Source organism: Clostridium beijerinckii (assembly GCF_018223745.1).
Lineage (GTDB): Bacteria > Bacillota > Clostridia > Clostridiales > Clostridiaceae > Clostridium > Clostridium beijerinckii.
On record NZ_CP073653.1, the window covers coordinates 1,987,652 to 2,004,927 of the forward strand.

A 17,276-nucleotide genomic window follows, 5' to 3' on the forward strand; every position below is an offset into this window, starting at 1 on the left:
ACTTATGCATGGTTTTTATGTTAGCAAAATTGAATAAATTATTGCTAGAAATTTATAATCTATTTTTAGTTTATATAATTTTCTTTCTTCCAAGCTAATAGTGCTTTTGATAGCTGATCAGGACAAGATGTTCCTTTATTTCTGCAATCTATTCCACCTAATCTTTTTATTATATCATCCACAGGCATACCTTTAACTAATTGACCAATGCCTAATAAGTTTCCAGCACATCCTCCAACGAATTCTACATTTTTAAGAATATTATTCTCAATTTCAAGATTTATTGTAGATGAACAAACACCAGTTGTTTTATATGAAAACATTCCACACACTCCTTAAGATAAAATATAACTATATACATGAAAAGTAAGCAGCTATAAAGAATTTTCCAAAATTACTTACTTTGAAAATGTAATTAGTTAAGCTCACTTTATTATACAAGAAATTTGTCAATAAATAAAGATAATGAAGTTAATAAGTTGTACCAATAATATATATTCAGAATATATTATAGATAGTAGAATGATTATCTTAAAAGGGGGGGATGGAGTGAGTTATATTGTTTTATGCAATACTGGTTCAGATAGTTTGAATAAAATAAACACTGAGAATCTAAATACTCAAAATATAGTTTTATCTATTGGTGAAGGTCCATTTGGCCCTCATGGATTATCATTATATAAAAATAAGCTATTAGTTGCAAATAACTATAATAATAGCATATCGTTGATAGATTTTAATAGTTTTAAAGAAGAAGGCAATATATATGTAGGAGCGCATCCAAATGATATAGTGGCTTATAATGATATTGCTTATGTTTCGTGCGGAGAATCTGACTCTTTAATAATATACGATTTGCTAAATGATAGGATTAATTTCAAAATACCAACAGGAAGATTTCCTCATAATATCACATTATTAAAAGATAGAAATTTAGTTTTTATAAGTAATATGGGAGATGACAGTATATCTATAATTGACTATATAAATAATAAGGAGATAAAACGAATTAAAGTAGAAAATACTCCTGCAAAGATAAGCGTATCACAAAATAAAAAATATTTATACGTATGTATGAGTTATCTTGGGCGTGATAAAAATGGTAGTGTTGGAATAATAGATTTAAATACTCTTGAATTAATAAATAAAATTCAAGTTGGACACTCGCCAGTAGATTTATTTGAAGAAGACAGCTTCCTATATGTTTCTAATTTATGTGATGGTTCTATAAGTATTGTAAATTTAAATGAACTTAAAGAAGAGGAAAAAATTGACATTGGCGGAATGCCTAGAGGAATAGTGAAATCTAGAGATAACATATTTGTTGGAGATTTTTTGAATGGAGTACTGAAGATAATAGATATGAAAAATAGGAGAATAAAAACCATACCAATAGGAAATGAACCCAATGGTATGACTTTAACTTAGACATATGAAAGAAAATAACAAGTCCAAAATACCATGATTATTTTTTATCAGGCAAGGAAGTAGAATGGCCTCATAGCCTGATATTAGGGCATTCCGCTGATAAACAGAGAACCCAAATCTATGATTTGGTGTGAATCGCTTACTCAGTGAGCGCATGCGAGTCAAACTTCCAATTGTGGAAAATAGGCGTGGCCGATGGAAATATTATTTTTTTGATTATGTCTTAAATCGATAAAAGTAACTTTAATTAATTAATAAACTTATTATATTGGTATAAATTTCGGAAGGATTTTCTTTCCATTTAGCACAAATTGAAGTAGCTTGATTTTTGGATGGAACTGATAATTTTAATTCCATTAATAACGAGTCGTTTTCTACAGCTTTAAGGTTAACAATAAAACTATCGTTTGCACCTAATGTGTAATCAGAATGTATAGTTAATTCCTTTTTTATAGACTCTATTTTTTCTTTTATATAGTCATTAATAGTAGACATTTTTGAAGGGGATATTCTATCTTTAAATAAAGAGAGAACATTATCTCCTTTTTCTGTTAATATCAATAATTTTTTATCATTTACATCATGATATTCAACGAATTTAGATTCCTCAAGCTCTGATAAATATTGCTGGAATGTAAAATAATTAATAAAGTTATTTTCAAGAATTATTTCAGTAAGCTGAGTATTTGATATAGGATTTTTTATTGATTTTAAAACATATAACATTAATAACTTATTTTCTGCTAATTCTGATGAACTTTCGTACATAATTACCTCCATAATTGATGAAAATCTCCTTTTATTATAACACAAATTTTTTTTTAGTGAATAGGAGTATATCATAATTTATAAGTTTAAGTTTACTTAATAGCATAAAAAAATATGTAATGCATATAGTTTAAATATAAAATATAAAGTTAAAAGGAGCATGGAAAGTGACGTGGAAGAAAAAGAGAATCGGTATTGACATATTTTTGATTATCTTTTTAGTATTTATATCTATAGGGATTAGCAAAGCGATACAGGCAATGGGTAATATTCAGGAAGAAGATCCTATATATTGTGTTGATACTAATGAAAAAGTTATTAGTTTAACATTTGATATAAATTGGGCAGAAAAAGATAATTTGAATGTAATATTAGACATATTGGACAAATATAATGTAAAAGGAACATTCTTCATAATGGGGGGATGGGTAAATTACAGCGAGGACAATGTGGAGAAGCTTAAGGCAATAAAGGAGAGGGGGCATGAAATAGGTAATCATAGCTACAAACATCCTATGTTCACTAAAATAGGAGCAGATAGAATGAAAGAGGAGATAGAAAAGACTAATGATACAATTGAAAAATATACAGGTGAAAGACCTAAGCTATTTAGGTTTCCAAGTGGAGATTATAATAAAGAGTCTTTTTCAAAAGTAAGAAACCTAGGATATGTACCAATTCAATGGAGTGTTGATTCTGTAGATTGGAAAGAGATATCTGAAGAAACTGAATATAACAGAGTTATGAAAAACGTTAAACCAGGATCTATACTTCTTTTTCATAATAATGCAAAGTATACTCCAAATAATTTAGATAGAATTATTAAAGAACTAAAGGATAAAGGATATGAGTTTAAATCAGTAGGTCAAATGATATATTCAGATAACTATAGCATAGACAATCAAGGGATTCAACATAAAAATAATTAATATTTATTGAAAATAAACTAGTTTTTGTATTATAATGGTAATATATGCTAGTGGGAGCATATATTACACAAAATAAAATAATTTCCGATGGAGAGAGGGATTACAATGGATAATTTGATGTTAAATAACAAAATTTACCTTGAAGGCAAGGTAACATCTGGATTAGAGTTTAGTCATGAAATGTATGGGGAGGGTTTCTACACTTTTGATTTAGATGTAATGAGATTAAGTGATTCAGTAGATAAATTAAATATTACTGTTTCAGAAAGATTACTAAGTGACATAAAGCTTGATGAGGGTGTTGAAATAATTGTTGAAGGTCAACTTAGATCTTATAACAAGTTTATTGATGGATCTAACAAGCTAATACTTACTGTTTTTGCAAGAAACATTGAACCATGTCTAGAAAGAAGTAAAAATCCCAATGAAATATTTTTAGATGGATACATTTGTAAGGAGCCTATTTATAGAACTACACCATTTGGACGTGAGATTGCAGATGTATTACTTGCCGTAAATAGAGCATACAATAAATCAGATTATATTCCAACTATTGCCTGGGGAAGAAACTCAAGATTCTGTCAAACTTTAAATGTTGGAGATAATATTAAGGTATGGGGAAGACTTCAAAGCAGAGAATATCAAAAAAAGGTATCTGATAGTGAAGTTGTGAAAAAGATTGCATATGAGGTATCAATCTCAAAAATGGAAAGAGCTAATAAGGAAGAGAGCACTGGAGAAGAGGGCGCAGTATAGAATTGTTTATTTAATTAAAATAAATATTCTAAATTCGAAAAAGCTATAAGCATTATGTAACATAAATATAGTATTTTTTTTGGTAAATAAAAAGGTTTCAATTAATATAGATTTATTGAAACCTTTTATTTAATTATGAGAAATAACCAGTATATTAACTTTATACATCTGATAGGTACTTTCTCAATAATATATTATGTAATTTTGAATTTCTAATAAAAAATAATTACTTTCTTAAGTCATCTAATATTTGAGTTTTATCTTTTGTCTTGTCATCTACTGCCTTGATTATCTTAGCAGGAGAACCAGCTACAACAACGTTGTCTGGAACATCTTCTGTAACAACAGAACCAGCAGCTACAACGCTACCTGCACCTATCTTAACGCCTTCAAGGATTACAGAATTAGCACCAATTAAGGCATTATCGCCAATCATACATGGTTCTTTGCTTGGTGGTTCTAATACTCCAGCAACAACAGCACCAGCACCTAGATGAACATTCTTACCTAATTGTCCACGAGCACCAACTACAGCATTCATGTCAACCATAGTTCCATCTCCGATTTCAGCACCAATGTTTATTACTGCACCCATCATTATTACTGCATTTTTACCAATAGTAACCTTATCTCTGATGATAGCACCTGGCTCAATTCTAGCGTCAACTTCAAGTAAATCTAGCATTGGAATAGCAGAATTTCTCCTATCATTTTCTATTCTAAAGTGTTTTATAAGGTGTTTATTATCTAAAACTATTTTAGTTATAGAATCAGATTCTCCCATTAGTATATAAAATCCGTTAGAACCGTACCACTCTACATCATTCATTTCAGCATTGCTTAAATCTCCATTAACATAGACTTTTACTGGAGTAGATTTTTTTGATTCCTTAATAAATCTAGCAATTTCATAAGGATCCGTTAAATTATATGACATTATATCACCCTTTCCATTATTTTCGCAATCATCCTTATTATAATAAAGATTGAACGCAATTAAAAGGGGAATAAGTAAAAAAACACAAATAGTTTGAATCAATTTTATTAATGAGGTAAAATAAGTTTATATTGCAAAACGGGGGCGCATAAATTATGAATAAACAAGTAGAGAAAATACAAATCTCGGGAATAAGAAGATTTGCCGAGAAAGTTAAGAAAGTTGAAGGAGCAATATCGCTAACCATCGGACAGCCAGATTTTCCTGTGCCAATAGATATATCTGAGGCTATGATTCAGGCTATAAGAGATAATAAAACAGTTTATACATCAAATGCAGGTGTTGACGAACTTAGAGAAGAAATTTGTAATTACTTAAGAACATTTGATATTGAATATAATAAAGATGAAATATGCATAACAGTTGGTGGAAGTGAAGGATTATATTCAGTATTATTTGCTGTTATGAATTCAGGAGATAAAATATTAATACCTGGACCTGCTTATCCAGCTTATGAAAATATTTCTATAATGATAGGGGCAGATGTAGTAACATATCCTTTAAATGAAGATTTTACATTAAATTTAGATAAAATTAGAGAAAAATTAGAGAATGAAAACATTAAAGTATTAATGTTGTCATTTCCATCAAATCCTACAGGTGCAATTTTATCTAAGGAGCAAAGAAACGAACTTGTTGAATTAATAAAAAATAAAAATATTATAGTAATAACAGATGAAATGTATTCGTCTATAATTTTTGATGATTATTATTCAGTAGCACAGGCAAAGGAAATAAAAGATAAAGTCATATATGTAAGTGGTTTTTCTAAAATATTTTCTATGACAGGGCTTAGAATAGGTTATGTTGCATGCTGTGAACAGTACATGAAAGAAATAATGAAAGTACATCAATATGGTGTTTCGTGTGCACCTTCTATTGCACAATATGGAGTTCTTGAAGGGCTAAAAAAATCTTTAAATGATGTAGAAAATATGAGAAAGACCTTTGAAAGAAGAAAAGACTACTGTTTGAATAGATTAAGGGATCTTAATTTGGAAGTTGCAGAACCTAAGGGAGCATTTTATATATTTCCTTCAATTAAAAAGTTCAATGTGTCTTCTGAAGAGTTCTGTGAAAAGTTATTAAATGAAGGAAAGCTTGCTTGCGTACCAGGTACAGCCTTTGGTGATTTAGGGGAAGGATATATGAGAATTTCATATTGCTATAGTGATGAAATTTTAAAAGAGGCATTTGATAGATTTGAAAGATTTTTAAAACTAAATTTTCCAAATTTCTAATTAAAGAATTTTAAAAATAATGAAGGGGTAAATTTTATTAACTTTTCATTTTTATAAAGTCTTTATATAAATAAAAATATATAGGGGGGGCGTCACAATGGGTGAATTTAAAAATGTAACAGCAGTTAAAAAAGCTAATGTGTATTTTGATGGAAAGGTAACTAGCAGAACTATAATATTTGAAGATGGTGAAAGAAAAACTTTGGGGATAATGTTACCTGGGGATTACGAATTTGGAACTGGAGATAAAGAGGTAATGGAGATCCTAGGAGGGGCAATGGATGTAAAATTACCAGGTTCAGATAAATTTGATACATACAAAGAAGGAGATACTTTTATAGTACCTGCAAACTCTAAATTCAGTCTAATAGTAAAAGAAGTGGCAGATTACTGTTGCTCTTATATTAAAGAATAGTTAAGGTATTAAAAATACTTATAAAGATATAGATATGAAAGCATCTGTTTTTACAGGTGCTTTTTTCTTCATGGTATGCCGAGCGTGGGAACTTGCTAAACAAAGTAAAAAACTCAATAACTATCCGAAATAGGCTTAAGTAAATTTAACAGGTAATTCATTATAACTACTTTTCACTGTGTTACGTTGACACAATATTTATTTTTTTGTTAGTATTATATCATCAAAACAGAAGATTAAATATTAAAATATGGTGCAAAATATCGCAATGTCTTCAAGCAAGGATTATTATAAAAGGTGAATGTATGAAAAAGATAATGAATGAACAATTAATTTATGAAGTACTTTCAGTTGTAGAAGAAATCCCTGAAGGGAAAGTAGCTACATATGGACAAATTGCTATTCTTATTGGCAGAGACAAAAATGCACGGCTTGTTGGGAAGATTCTTAGTCAGGCAGAATTTTATGGGCAATATCCATGTCATCGTGTGGTAAATCATGCTGGAAGATTGGTACCAGGGTGGGATGAACAACGATTTCTGCTATTAGAAGAAGGTGTATCCTTTAAAAATAGTAATCATGTTGATATGAAGAAAAATAAGTGGGAATATTAGGGTGGAGATGCAAGATGAATGAACAGAATTATTTAAATTCTATTGATTCCCTTTATATAGAATATTTAATAATACAAGTAGATGTAATATTATAAATGCTTATATCACTTAAAATAAGTAATATAAGCATTTATAATATGTTTCAGTGGAATTTAGATGGTTATTATTCTTAGAATCATCCATCTAAATTCCTAGAAACTATAGTACAGTTATTTATTTTAATTAGTAACTAATTTATTGAATTCCTATAACATCACTCATGTCATATAATCCAGGTTGAGATACAGAAGCCATATATTCACACGCTTTTAGAGCACCAACTGCGAAAACTTCTCTTGAAATTGCTTTATGAGTTAATTCTATTACTTCACCAGTTCCGGCAAAGATAACATCGTGGTCTCCAATTATACCACCACCTCTAACTGCATGTATACCAATTTCATTTTCTTCTCTTTTGGAATTTCCTTCTCTTCCATAGATGTACTTTGTTGTATCTTCTATAGAGTCTTTTATGGAATCAGCAAGCATAATTGCAGTTCCACTTGGAGCATCCACCTTTTGATTATGATGCTTTTCAACTATTTCAATATCATAGTTTCCATAGAGTAGAGGAGTTACTTTCTTTAAAAGAGAATTAATTAAATTAATACCAAAAGACATGTTACCTGACCTAAATAGCTTAAGAGTAGTACTCTTTTCATCTATTAAAGATAAATCTTCTGGTGTAAAGCCAGTTGAACATATTACTAATGGTTTGTTAGTTTTTTCTGTTATTTCTAATAGACTATGAAGAGCATCAGCTCTTGAAAAATCTAATAAAACATCATATTGGATGTTTAAATCCTCAGTGCTTTCAAAGATAGGATATGGAGCATTACTTGGAAATTTATCAATTCCAGCAACAATCTCTAAGTTCTTAAATTTATCAGCGCACTCTGTAATCATCTTACCCATCTTACCTGAGCAACCATTTAATACTATTTTTATCATATTATCACCTTATATCAATTTATAATCTAGCAAAGCAGCTTTTAGTATTTCCTCATTGTTATTATCCATTTCACAAAGTGGAAGCCTTAAAGGACCAACATCGAGGCCCATAAGATTCATGGCTGTTTTAACTGGGATTGGATTCGTTTCTAAAAATAAAGTATTAGCTAAAGATAATGTGTCTAATTGAATATCTAAAGCTTCCTTAAATTTATTAGCTAAACATTTTTCAGCTATTTCATGAACTTTACTTGGAATTATATTAGCTAAAACTGAAATTACGCCTATACCTCCAATAGACATTATAGATACAATTTGATCATCATTACCAGAATAAATATCTATAGAATCTCTGCAAAGCGCCTTCATTTGAAGTATTTGGCTGATATTTCCGCTAGCTTCTTTTATCGCAACAACATTGCTTAATTCAGCAAGCTTAGCTAAAGTTTTAGGTGCAATATTAACACCTGTCCTACTCGGTACGTTATAAAGTACAATAGGAGTATTAACCTCATCATTTATAGCTTTAAAATGTTTTATCAAACCATTTTGAGTAGTTTTATTGTAATATGGTGTAATAACAAGAAGTCCATCTACTCCAACGCTTTCAGCATATTTACTCATTGAAATAGCAGCAGCAGTATTGTTTGAACCGGTTCCTGCAATTACAGGAATTCTTTTGTTTATTACATCAACTGTAAATTTAATTGCATCTTTTTTCTCTTTTTCTGTCATCGTAGTAGCTTCACCTGTAGTACCACAAATTACAATGGCATCAGTACCTTCTTTAACGTGCCATTCTAATAAATTTTTAAGTGATTCGAAGTTTATTCCATTTTCATTAAATGGCGTAACTATAGCTACAGCTGAGCCTTGAAATATTGACATTCAGATTCCTCCAACTTAATTACTAAGAACTATTTATTATCTTTTATCATTATTTCAGCAATTTGAATAGCATTAAGTGCTGCACCTTTTCTTATGTTATCACCAACAACCCATAGGTTTAAACCATTATCCACACTAAAATCTCTTCTGATTCTTCCAACATAAACGTCGTCTTTTCCTGAAACTTCAAGAGCAGTTGGATATTTTAATTCGTCTACTTTATCATATACAGTTACACCTTGAGTGTTTCCAAATAATTCGAAAATATCTTTTATATCAAATTCAGAATTAAGTTCAACATTGATGCTTTCACTATGCCCATTAAGTACTGGAACTCTAGCTGTAGTAGCAGTTACTCTTAAATCTGGTTCATGAAGAATTTTTCTAGTTTCTTTAATCATCTTTTCTTCTTCTTTTGTGTAACCATCTTCTAAAAATACATCTATATGAGGTAAAACATTACCAGCAATAGGATAAGGGAACTTCTTAGGTGCAACACCCTTAACACCATCTTCTAAATCTCTTATACCTTGGACACCAGCCCCAGATACTGCTTGGTATGTTGAATAAACTATTCTCTTAATTCCATATTTGTCATGTAAAGCTTTCATTATAGGCATTGCTTGGATTGTTGAACAATTTGGATTTGCAATTATTCCTTTATGAAGTTTGATATCTTCTGGATTAACTTCTGGTACTACAAGTGGCACCTCAGGGTCCATTCTCCATGCACTGCTATTGTCAATTACTACTGCCCCATATTGCGCAAAAATAGGTGCAAATTCTGTACTAGCATCTCCGCCAGCTGAAAATAGTGCATAATCTATTTTTTTATCTTTTATATTCTTTTCACAAGTTTCTTCAACTACATAATCCTTTCCTCTAAATGATAGAGTACTTCCTTCAGATCTCTTTGATGCAAAAAGATATAAATTATTTACTGGAAAGTTTCTTTCTTCTAAGATTTCTAAAAATTTTCTACCTACATTTCCAGTAGCCCCAACTATTGCAATATTATACACAATAATCCCTCCTAAATTTATTTATTAATATTTTTATACATACAATTACTATAGTTAAATATTGAATAAATATCAAGTCAATGAGCAAAATAAGTTGAAAAAAACTATTCATAAAGAATTATTTATTCCATTAATTAGGGGGGAAATGAAATAATGTGTATATTTATGCATATATATGCAAGAAGCTGAAATAATTATTAGCAGCTATTATGTCGTATAAATATTATAAATTAAATGTAATTTTTGTAAAAATATATTTTTATAGAATAGTAAAGTGATAGAAGGAAATAATATTGGATGAAAAGATAAACTTTACAATTTATTTTTATAGTGTAATTCAAGTAACTTAGAATTTTTTTATTTCTTTTATTCTTTTCATAAATAAATAAATATCAATAAAAAACTAATTATTAAGATTGGTAGGGATAAAGAATGGGTAATAAATCTGTAAAAAAGACAATAAAAGCAAAACTTAAAGCAAATAAAGAGCTTACTGAAGCTGAAAAAATGAGAGAAAAAGTTAAATATGAAATTGCAGAAGAACTTGGTTTAATCGATAAAGTTAATAAAGAAGGATGGGGCGGACTATCTTCTGGAGAGACCGGAAGAATAGGCGGAATAATGGCTAAAAGAAAAAAAGTGCCAAAGTAAATGACAAGCTTCTATATTTTTACTAATTTGACTAAGTAAATAATTACGATATAATATACTAGATGAATTAGTAAATTTACGTTAAGGGCGTGATAAAGCAGATGGCTTATAAAGAGTTTGCCAATATATATGATGAATTAATATATGAAGATATTAATTATGATAAAGTTGCAGATAAGATTATAAATATATGTAGAAAAAATAAGTTAAAGTTTGAAGATTATTTGGATTTAGCATGTGGAACTGGAAATGTTTCGATTAATGTAGCAAAATACTTTAAAACTGTTTATGCAGTAGATTTGTCAGATGATATGTTAAATGTAGCTTTTGATAAATTTAAAAAGAATAAAATTAAAGCAAAAGTAATTTGTCAAGATATGTGTGAGTTAAGTTTAAATAAAAGATTTGATCTTATAACTTCTGTTCTTGACTCAACTAATTATATAACTGAGGATGAAGATTTGCTTGATTATTTCTCAAGTGTATATGAACATTTAAAAGAAAATGGTATATTTATTTTTGATATAAATTCGTATTATAAACTTTCTACCGTTCTCGGAAATAATATATACACTTACAGTTCTGAAGAAATTTTTTATACGTGGGAAAATTCATTTGAAGATGATGTATTAAATATGTTTTTAACATTCTTCGTAAAAACCGAAAATGAACTATATAAAAAATTTGAAGAAGAGCATTTTGAGAGAGCTTATAAAGAAAGCTATATAGAAGATATATTAAAAAAATGTAACTTTAGAATAATAAATAAATTTTCAGGATATTCTGATGAGGAAGTAAATGAAAATAGTGAAAGAATACTTTACATAGTAAGTAAATAAGACGTGAAATAGGAGATGAGATAAAAATGCAAGATAAAATAGTTAGAGCAACAGCTAAGGATGGAATGGTTAGAATAATAGCAGGGATTACTACTAATTTAGTAAATGAGGGCTGTAAAATACATGAATGTACGCCTGTAGCTTCAGCAGCTTTAGGAAGAATGTTAACTGCAGGTACACTTATAGGAACTACACTAAAAAGTGAAAAAGAAGTTGTAACTTTAAAAATAAATGGTAATGGGGAAATAAATGGAATAACAGTAACTGCACATAGTGATGCATCTGTTAAAGGGTTTATTGGAAATCCATATGTTGATAGGCCTCTTAATGAAAAAGGAAAATTAGATGTTGGAGGAGCTATTGGAACAGATGGTATTTTATATGTAATAAAGGATTTAGGGCTTAGAGATCCATATATTGGACAAGTGCCTATACAAACTGGAGAAATAGCAGAAGATTTTGCATATTATTTCACAGCATCTGAGCAAACACCATCAGCGGTATCACTTGGTGTATTGGTTGATAGAGATTTATCTATAAAGGCGGCAGGTGGATTTATAGTGCAAATGATGCCTGGCGCAGATGAACTTCTTGCAGATGTTATAACATATAGATTAGAAGAAATTCCACCAATAACTACATTAATAAGTGAAGGAAAAACAATAGAAGAAATTTTGGAGTATATTTTTGATGGAATGGATTTAAAAGTATTAGATTCTTTAACTCCAGAATATAAATGTGATTGTTCTAGAGAAAGAGTTGAAAAAGCCTTAATATCTATTGGAAAGGAAACTCTTCAAGAGATATATGATGACAAAAAGAATGAGGAAATAGTATGTAACTTTTGCAATACTAAATATGAATTTACTAATGATGAAATAGGAGAATTATTAAATAATAGTAGATAAACATACTAAAATTATAGAATAAAAATAATAAAAAGATACAGAGAATAATTTGGAAAACTATGAAAAAGCAGATTATTCTCTTTTTTCGTGCATAAATATTATAACAGAATATTTTTTATTTTAATTAAGGAGTGCATGTTATGAAAAAAAATTTGGATATTATCTTTGGCATGATTATTATAGTATATATTGCAGTAATAAATATTATAAGCAGCTCTAAAATCTCATTTAGTATTCCTATTTTTATTTTAGGAGTTACTTTAATAATATATCATTTTATTAAGAGGGGAATAGAAAATAATAAGTTTATATATAGGTATTTTAAAGTTTTAAAAGTACTAATTTGCATAGGAGGTATATTTTTTTTAGGAATAGAAATTTTTATAATTAATTATCCTAAATATAATAAGGGGAATGCAGATTATATTATTGTTTTAGGAGCAGGACTTGATACTAACTCTAACCCAAGTTTAATCCTTCAAGGAAGGTTGGATGCAGCTTTAGAATACATAAAAGAAGATAATTGTAGATTCATTGTTTTATCAGGAGGACAAGGATCTGATGAGAAGCTGCCAGAATCACATGCAATGAAAAAATATTTATTAAATAGAGGAGTTGATGAGGAAAAAGTAATAATTGAAGATAATTCAAGGAATACAGATGAAAATCTTAAATTTTCAAAAGCAAAAATAGAAGAGAATAGTGGGAAACCTCTAGATAAACTTAATATTAAAATAGTAACAAGCGATTTTCATGCTCTTAGAAGCAGTATCTTAGCAAAGAGAAATGGATATGTAAATTATAGCAATTATTCTAGTTGCACTGTATGGTATTTAATTCCTATAACATATACAAGAGAAGCTTTTGCTATTGTTAAAAGTATAATATTTGATTAATATTAATATACAATTGAATTTTAGTAGCTTGAAAGGATAGCGTAAACAATGAGGATAAATAAATTATTTAGTAACTATGGAATTTGTTCTCGAAAGGAAACAAATAGATTGATTGAAGAAAAGAGAATTATTATAAATGGAAGATATTGTGTTGAGGGACAATGGGTAAATGATTCGGATGAAATAATATTTGACGGCAAACCAATTTCTACGGTGGAAAAAGTATATATTGTTTTGAATAAACCAGTTGGAATTACTTGTACTGCAGAGAATAAAGTTAGTGATAATATAATTTCCTATATGAAATATCCACACTATATATTTCCAGTTGGCAGATTAGATAAAGACTCGCAAGGGCTTATTTTAATGACTAATGATGGTGAAGTTGCTAATAGGATTTTAGAAAGCGATAATATGCATGAAAAAGAATATTTAGTTCAAGTAAATAAAAACTTTGATGATGAATTTTTAAAGAGGATGTCTGATGGAGTGGAGATTACAGGGAATAAAAGTTCTGGTGTTAGAAGGATAAGTGATAAATTAGGTTTATATAATAAAATAGAAGATAAAGAAAATCCACTAGGGGAAGAAAATATAGGTGACTCATCCATAGTACAGTTGAAAGAATTGAAAAATATAGAACGTGAAAAAAATAAATTTGTTAAAACAAGACCATGTCGAGTAGAAAGGGTAGATGATAATACATTTAAAATTATACTAACTCAGGGGATGAATAAACAAATTCGTAAGATGAGCGGAGCTTTAGGTTATAAGGTTATTAAACTTGAAAGAATTAGAATAATGAATATAAAGCTTAATAATCTGGAGATAGGAAAATGGAGGTACTTAGAGGAAAATGAAATAAAAAGCCTTAAAAATGAGTTGCTTAGGTAAAAAATATTTTAGTTAACATCAATTTTAGGCTAATATTGATAAGTATATAAGTAAACTTTATTGAAAAGGATATATCCCTATGAGATAATTAAATTAAATATAGTAAAGTTATAGTTAAAATTATAAGTAAATTCTATAATATAGGGATATTTAGCCTTTTTATTATATAAACCACTATAGTTTTGAAGAAATATTTTGATTCACATGGAGAGATAGTATGAAAAAAGAATTGATAAAAGCAATTGAAGCAGCAGAAAGATATAATTTATTTTTAAAGGTAGTGACATCAGTTAGAAGCTACGATTCATATAACAGCTTTTTTAATATTTACGATGAGCATGAAGAGGCATGCAGAAGAATTGTTGTACTTACTAAGACAAAGGAATTGGAAGAAGTTTATGATGAAGATCCAACGGAAGAAATAAAAGAGTGCAAAATAGTTCAGGGTAATTTATGGATAAAGGATTATTCCCTGTTGACGAATCCAGATAAAATAAATTTATCAAGTTTATATGTTATTAAGAATTTGGTTGAGGAACTATTATGAAAATAAAGAAACGTCTAACCATTTCAAATATATTCATGTTAATTATACCTGTAATTATCATATTTATTATTGCATTTATAATGAATATTCCATTTTCAAAGGCTTATGAAAATAAATTTGAAGGTTATAGGGAGCATGATCAGAATGCTTATTTCATTCAACAAAGTTTAAAACCAGATATGAGAAATATAGAAAATAAAAATGATTTAGATAAATTTCCAGAGCAATTACAGAAATTTCTTGATCCTAAGGGATATCATCTAATAATAACATATGATGGGGAAATTGTGTCATCAAATATTGAAGATAAGGATAAAGAAGCTATTTCGATGATAGGAGATGATGTACTTTTCAAATCTAATTCATTAGTTTTAGAGATGAACTCCATATCTTTAGTTAAAAATAGCTTTGTTAAGGATAATAAAGTAGTAAATATTATTGCAATAAATCCATCATATAAACCTGTAAGGATTGACATAAAAAATGAAATGTCAACTTTGGTAATAAGCTATATAATAATAGTTATTATAATTTCGCTAATTGTTGTTACGATAACTAATGTTATACTATCCAGTAAGATTTATAAGAAATTGATTCGCCCTTTAGAACTTTTAAGCTATGGAGCTGAACAGATAAAAAACGGAAATCTGGATTTTGAAATGAATTATGAAAGTGATGATGAATTTGGACAAGTTTGTGGTGATTTTGATGAAATGAGATTAAGATTAAAACATTCGGTCGATATGCAGCTAAAATATGAAGAAGATAGAAAGCAACTAGTGGTAGGAATATCCCATGATCTAAGAACACCATTAACTGCAATTAAAGGTTATGTGGAAGGATTACGTGATGGGGTAGCAAATACTCCTGAAAAACAAAAAAAGTATTTAGACACAATTTATACTAAGGCTTGTGATATGGATGTATTAGTTGATAGTCTGTTCCTTTTTTCTAAATTAGATACAGGCCGATTTCCATTTAAATTTGATGTAGTAAGCATTAGGGAATATATAGAGAGATTTTACAGGTGTGCTAAGAAAGAGTTTTATGGAAAAAACGTTGAAATTTCATTTGAAAGTAAATGTGAGAATTCAACATTAGTGAAACTCGATTATAATGAAATAAATAGAGTTCTTCTGAATATATTGGATAATAGTGTTAAATATAAGCAAAAGAATTTAGTTAAAATAAAAATTAAATTGTATGAAGATGAGGAATTTGCAATATTAGAAATTAGTGATAATGGTTCAGGGGTTCCTGATGAAGAGCTTTCAAAGTTATTTCTAAGTTTTTATAGAGGAGATGTTTCACGAACAAAGCCTAATGAAGGAAGTGGACTTGGATTAGCTATAGCAAAACATATAATAGAAGCGCATGATGGAGAGATTGAAGCTTTTAATAATGATGGACTTACAATAAGAATAACATTACCTAAAAGATAATTGTAAAACAGATATATATTATAAGGTAGGGAGGATAGTCAATGAAAAAGATATTGATAATAGAAGATGATGAAAGTATAGCTGAATTAGAAAGAGATTATCTGGAGATAACTGGATTTAAAACAGAAATTGCTCAAGATGGATATAAAGGACTAGATCTTGCGCTAAATGAAGAATTTGATTTGATCCTTTTAGATGTTATGCTGCCAGGAAAGGATGGATTTAAAGTTTGTCAGGAGATAAGAGCTGTTAAAGAAATACCCATTTTGATGGTAACTGCTAAAAAAGAAGATATCTATAAAATACAAGGACTCGGCATAGGTGCTGATGACTATATTGTAAAGCCATTTAGTCCAAGCGAACTTGTAGCAAGAGTAAATGCACATATTTCTAGATATGAACGTCTCACAACTATTGAAAAAAATAGCGATAATGAAAAAAGTTCAATAACTATTGGGCGTATTAAAATTTTACTTAAAGCAAGAAGAGTTTATATAGGGAAAAATGAAGTTAAATTTGCTAACAAGGAATTTGAACTTTTAATGTTCTTAGCTTCAAACCCTAATATCGTATTTTCAAAAGATACATTGCTAGACAGGATATGGGGAGAAGAATCTTTAGGAGATAGTTCTACTGTAACTGTACATATTAATAGAATAAGAGAGAAGATTGAGTTAGATAGCAGTAATCCTGAGTATATTGAAACTGTGTGGGGAGCTGGATATAGATTTAACTTATAAACTAATAATTATTTCATATTGAATAAAAATATGTTTATTTTGATAATGGTTTGAGTTTATACTATAAATTTTAAAAACCACATGGGAAAATAATGAAATTATGAAATGTTGGCTAGAGGTGCAAGTAACTTTTGTAAGAAAATGCAAAAGTTACTTGCACCTCTAGTTTTAATTTATAATATTAAATTTAACATGAATTTAACATTTATTTATATTCTGTTTATATATGTGTAATAGAGATGTTACAATCCTTTATTATAATTAGAAAATAAATTTAAAATAGAATAATATTACTAAATGACAAATCGAGG

General features: G+C 28.7%; 20 protein-coding genes. 14 read left to right on the top strand and 6 right to left on the bottom strand.

The genetic code is table 11. The features are described 5' to 3' along the window. Positions 1-65: 65 nt before the first annotated feature. Positions 66-323 carry a TIGR03905 family TSCPD domain-containing protein gene (locus KEC93_RS09115; protein ID WP_077868706.1) on the bottom strand — a complete coding sequence of 86 codons (258 nt, stop codon included), beginning with the start codon at positions 321-323 and terminating at the stop codon, positions 66-68. Positions 324-549: 226 nt separating this feature from the next. Here KEC93_RS09115 and KEC93_RS09120 point away from each other — a divergent pair, with 226 nt between their 5' ends. Next, on the top strand, positions 550-1,428 hold the full coding sequence (locus tag KEC93_RS09120) for a YncE family protein (protein WP_238892643.1): 879 nt from the start codon (positions 550-552) through the stop codon (positions 1,426-1,428). Positions 1,429-1,671: 243 nt separating this feature from the next. Here the strand turns inward: KEC93_RS09120 and KEC93_RS09125 are convergent, their stop codons facing one another. Continuing rightward, entirely contained in the window at positions 1,672-2,196 is a 525-nt protein-coding gene (locus KEC93_RS09125) for a DUF4364 family protein (protein ID WP_011969111.1), read from the bottom strand. A gap of 167 nt (positions 2,197-2,363) precedes the next feature. Here KEC93_RS09125 and KEC93_RS09130 point away from each other — a divergent pair, with 167 nt between their 5' ends. Together KEC93_RS09130 and KEC93_RS09135 are read left to right on the top strand one after the other, a co-directional pair. Continuing rightward, positions 2,364-3,125, top strand: a complete 762-nt coding sequence (locus tag KEC93_RS09130; protein ID WP_077868708.1) for a polysaccharide deacetylase family protein — start codon at positions 2,364-2,366, stop codon at positions 3,123-3,125. A 105-nt stretch (positions 3,126-3,230) separates the two neighbouring features. Continuing rightward, a complete protein-coding gene (locus KEC93_RS09135; RefSeq protein ID WP_011969113.1) occupies positions 3,231-3,881 on the top strand; it encodes a single-stranded DNA-binding protein in 651 nt (216 codons plus the stop codon). Between the two features lie 226 nt (positions 3,882-4,107). Here the strand turns inward: KEC93_RS09135 and dapD are convergent, their stop codons facing one another. Continuing rightward, entirely contained in the window at positions 4,108-4,818 is a 711-nt protein-coding gene (gene dapD / locus KEC93_RS09140) for a 2,3,4,5-tetrahydropyridine-2,6-dicarboxylate N-acetyltransferase (protein ID WP_011969114.1), read from the bottom strand. A 155-nt stretch (positions 4,819-4,973) separates the two neighbouring features. Here dapD and KEC93_RS09145 point away from each other — a divergent pair, with 155 nt between their 5' ends. The 3 genes from KEC93_RS09145 (at position 4,974) to KEC93_RS09155 (ending at position 7,148) form a co-directional block, all read left to right on the top strand. After that, positions 4,974-6,119 (top strand): pyridoxal phosphate-dependent aminotransferase, encoded by a 1,146-nt coding sequence (locus KEC93_RS09145; protein WP_077868709.1) that lies wholly within the window; start codon positions 4,974-4,976, stop codon positions 6,117-6,119. 97 nt (positions 6,120-6,216) lie between these two features. Continuing rightward, the gene (ppnP, locus tag KEC93_RS09150) at positions 6,217-6,534 is read left to right on the top strand and encodes a pyrimidine/purine nucleoside phosphorylase (protein ID WP_041895809.1); all 318 of its coding nucleotides are present in this window, start codon (positions 6,217-6,219) and stop codon (positions 6,532-6,534) included. 305 nt (positions 6,535-6,839) lie between these two features. After that, the gene (locus KEC93_RS09155) at positions 6,840-7,148 is read left to right on the top strand and encodes an MGMT family protein (protein WP_039772373.1); all 309 of its coding nucleotides are present in this window, start codon (positions 6,840-6,842) and stop codon (positions 7,146-7,148) included. A gap of 234 nt (positions 7,149-7,382) precedes the next feature. On the opposite strand, the gene dapB is transcribed toward KEC93_RS09155, so the two are convergent. Genes dapB through KEC93_RS09170 form a run of 3 tightly spaced genes read right to left on the bottom strand, consistent with a single transcriptional unit; the run spans position 7,383 to position 10,048 of the window. Then, a complete protein-coding gene (gene dapB / locus KEC93_RS09160) occupies positions 7,383-8,138 on the bottom strand; it encodes a 4-hydroxy-tetrahydrodipicolinate reductase (protein ID WP_039772374.1) in 756 nt (251 codons plus the stop codon). A 9-nt stretch (positions 8,139-8,147) separates the two neighbouring features. Then, complete coding sequence (dapA, locus tag KEC93_RS09165) at positions 8,148-9,026, bottom strand: 4-hydroxy-tetrahydrodipicolinate synthase (RefSeq protein WP_011969119.1); 879 nt, start codon at positions 9,024-9,026, stop codon at positions 8,148-8,150. A 29-nt stretch (positions 9,027-9,055) separates the two neighbouring features. Continuing rightward, positions 9,056-10,048, bottom strand: a complete 993-nt coding sequence (locus tag KEC93_RS09170) for an aspartate-semialdehyde dehydrogenase (protein ID WP_011969120.1) — start codon at positions 10,046-10,048, stop codon at positions 9,056-9,058. A gap of 432 nt (positions 10,049-10,480) precedes the next feature. On the opposite strand from KEC93_RS09170, the gene KEC93_RS09175 reads away from it, so the two are divergent. From KEC93_RS09175 to KEC93_RS09210, 8 genes are all read left to right on the top strand, one after another. Then, positions 10,481-10,699 (top strand): alpha/beta-type small acid-soluble spore protein, encoded by a 219-nt coding sequence (locus KEC93_RS09175; RefSeq protein ID WP_011969121.1) that lies wholly within the window; start codon positions 10,481-10,483, stop codon positions 10,697-10,699. A 101-nt stretch (positions 10,700-10,800) separates the two neighbouring features. Further along, the gene (locus tag KEC93_RS09180) at positions 10,801-11,538 is read left to right on the top strand and encodes a class I SAM-dependent DNA methyltransferase (protein ID WP_039772377.1); all 738 of its coding nucleotides are present in this window, start codon (positions 10,801-10,803) and stop codon (positions 11,536-11,538) included. A gap of 26 nt (positions 11,539-11,564) precedes the next feature. Further along, positions 11,565-12,446, top strand: a complete 882-nt coding sequence (gene hslO / locus KEC93_RS09185; RefSeq protein WP_017212989.1) for an Hsp33 family molecular chaperone HslO — start codon at positions 11,565-11,567, stop codon at positions 12,444-12,446. 140 nt (positions 12,447-12,586) lie between these two features. Next, the gene (locus KEC93_RS09190; RefSeq protein ID WP_039772379.1) at positions 12,587-13,342 is read left to right on the top strand and encodes a YdcF family protein; all 756 of its coding nucleotides are present in this window, start codon (positions 12,587-12,589) and stop codon (positions 13,340-13,342) included. Positions 13,343-13,390: 48 nt separating this feature from the next. Beyond that, positions 13,391-14,236, top strand: a complete 846-nt coding sequence (locus tag KEC93_RS09195) for a pseudouridine synthase (protein WP_017212991.1) — start codon at positions 13,391-13,393, stop codon at positions 14,234-14,236. Positions 14,237-14,453: 217 nt separating this feature from the next. Further along, positions 14,454-14,783 (top strand): hypothetical protein, encoded by a 330-nt coding sequence (locus tag KEC93_RS09200; RefSeq protein ID WP_011969126.1) that lies wholly within the window; start codon positions 14,454-14,456, stop codon positions 14,781-14,783. Continuing rightward, on the top strand, positions 14,780-16,225 hold the full coding sequence (locus KEC93_RS09205) for a HAMP domain-containing sensor histidine kinase (RefSeq protein WP_041895818.1): 1,446 nt from the start codon (positions 14,780-14,782) through the stop codon (positions 16,223-16,225). The genes KEC93_RS09200 and KEC93_RS09205 overlap by 4 nt, the downstream gene beginning before the upstream one ends. 41 nt (positions 16,226-16,266) lie before the next feature. Beyond that, positions 16,267-16,965 (top strand): response regulator transcription factor, encoded by a 699-nt coding sequence (locus KEC93_RS09210; protein ID WP_017212993.1) that lies wholly within the window; start codon positions 16,267-16,269, stop codon positions 16,963-16,965. Positions 16,966-17,276: the final 311 nt, after the last annotated feature.

What these genes read in the sequence shown, in the direction of transcription:
- KEC93_RS09115 (WP_077868706.1), bottom strand. Translation starts at nt 323, where the DNA reads ATGTTTTCATATAAAACAACTGGTGTTTGTTCATCTACAATAAATCTT.
- KEC93_RS09125 (WP_011969111.1), bottom strand. Translation starts at nt 2,196, where the DNA reads ATGTACGAAAGTTCATCAGAATTAGCAGAAAATAAGTTATTAATGTTA.
- KEC93_RS09135 (WP_011969113.1), top strand. Translation starts at nt 3,231, where the DNA reads ATGGATAATTTGATGTTAAATAACAAAATTTACCTTGAAGGCAAGGTA.
- dapD (WP_011969114.1), bottom strand. Translation starts at nt 4,818, where the DNA reads ATGTCATATAATTTAACGGATCCTTATGAAATTGCTAGATTTATTAAG.
- KEC93_RS09145 (WP_077868709.1), top strand. Translation starts at nt 4,974, where the DNA reads ATGAATAAACAAGTAGAGAAAATACAAATCTCGGGAATAAGAAGATTT.
- ppnP (WP_041895809.1), top strand. Translation starts at nt 6,217, where the DNA reads ATGGGTGAATTTAAAAATGTAACAGCAGTTAAAAAAGCTAATGTGTAT.
- KEC93_RS09155 (WP_039772373.1), top strand. Translation starts at nt 6,840, where the DNA reads ATGAAAAAGATAATGAATGAACAATTAATTTATGAAGTACTTTCAGTT.
- dapB (WP_039772374.1), bottom strand. Translation starts at nt 8,138, where the DNA reads ATGATAAAAATAGTATTAAATGGTTGCTCAGGTAAGATGGGTAAGATG.
- dapA (WP_011969119.1), bottom strand. Translation starts at nt 9,026, where the DNA reads ATGTCAATATTTCAAGGCTCAGCTGTAGCTATAGTTACGCCATTTAAT.
- KEC93_RS09175 (WP_011969121.1), top strand. Translation starts at nt 10,481, where the DNA reads ATGGGTAATAAATCTGTAAAAAAGACAATAAAAGCAAAACTTAAAGCA.
- KEC93_RS09180 (WP_039772377.1), top strand. Translation starts at nt 10,801, where the DNA reads ATGGCTTATAAAGAGTTTGCCAATATATATGATGAATTAATATATGAA.
- hslO (WP_017212989.1), top strand. Translation starts at nt 11,565, where the DNA reads ATGCAAGATAAAATAGTTAGAGCAACAGCTAAGGATGGAATGGTTAGA.
- KEC93_RS09190 (WP_039772379.1), top strand. Translation starts at nt 12,587, where the DNA reads ATGAAAAAAAATTTGGATATTATCTTTGGCATGATTATTATAGTATAT.
- KEC93_RS09195 (WP_017212991.1), top strand. Translation starts at nt 13,391, where the DNA reads ATGAGGATAAATAAATTATTTAGTAACTATGGAATTTGTTCTCGAAAG.
- KEC93_RS09200 (WP_011969126.1), top strand. Translation starts at nt 14,454, where the DNA reads ATGAAAAAAGAATTGATAAAAGCAATTGAAGCAGCAGAAAGATATAAT.
- KEC93_RS09205 (WP_041895818.1), top strand. Translation starts at nt 14,780, where the DNA reads ATGAAAATAAAGAAACGTCTAACCATTTCAAATATATTCATGTTAATT.
- KEC93_RS09210 (WP_017212993.1), top strand. Translation starts at nt 16,267, where the DNA reads ATGAAAAAGATATTGATAATAGAAGATGATGAAAGTATAGCTGAATTA.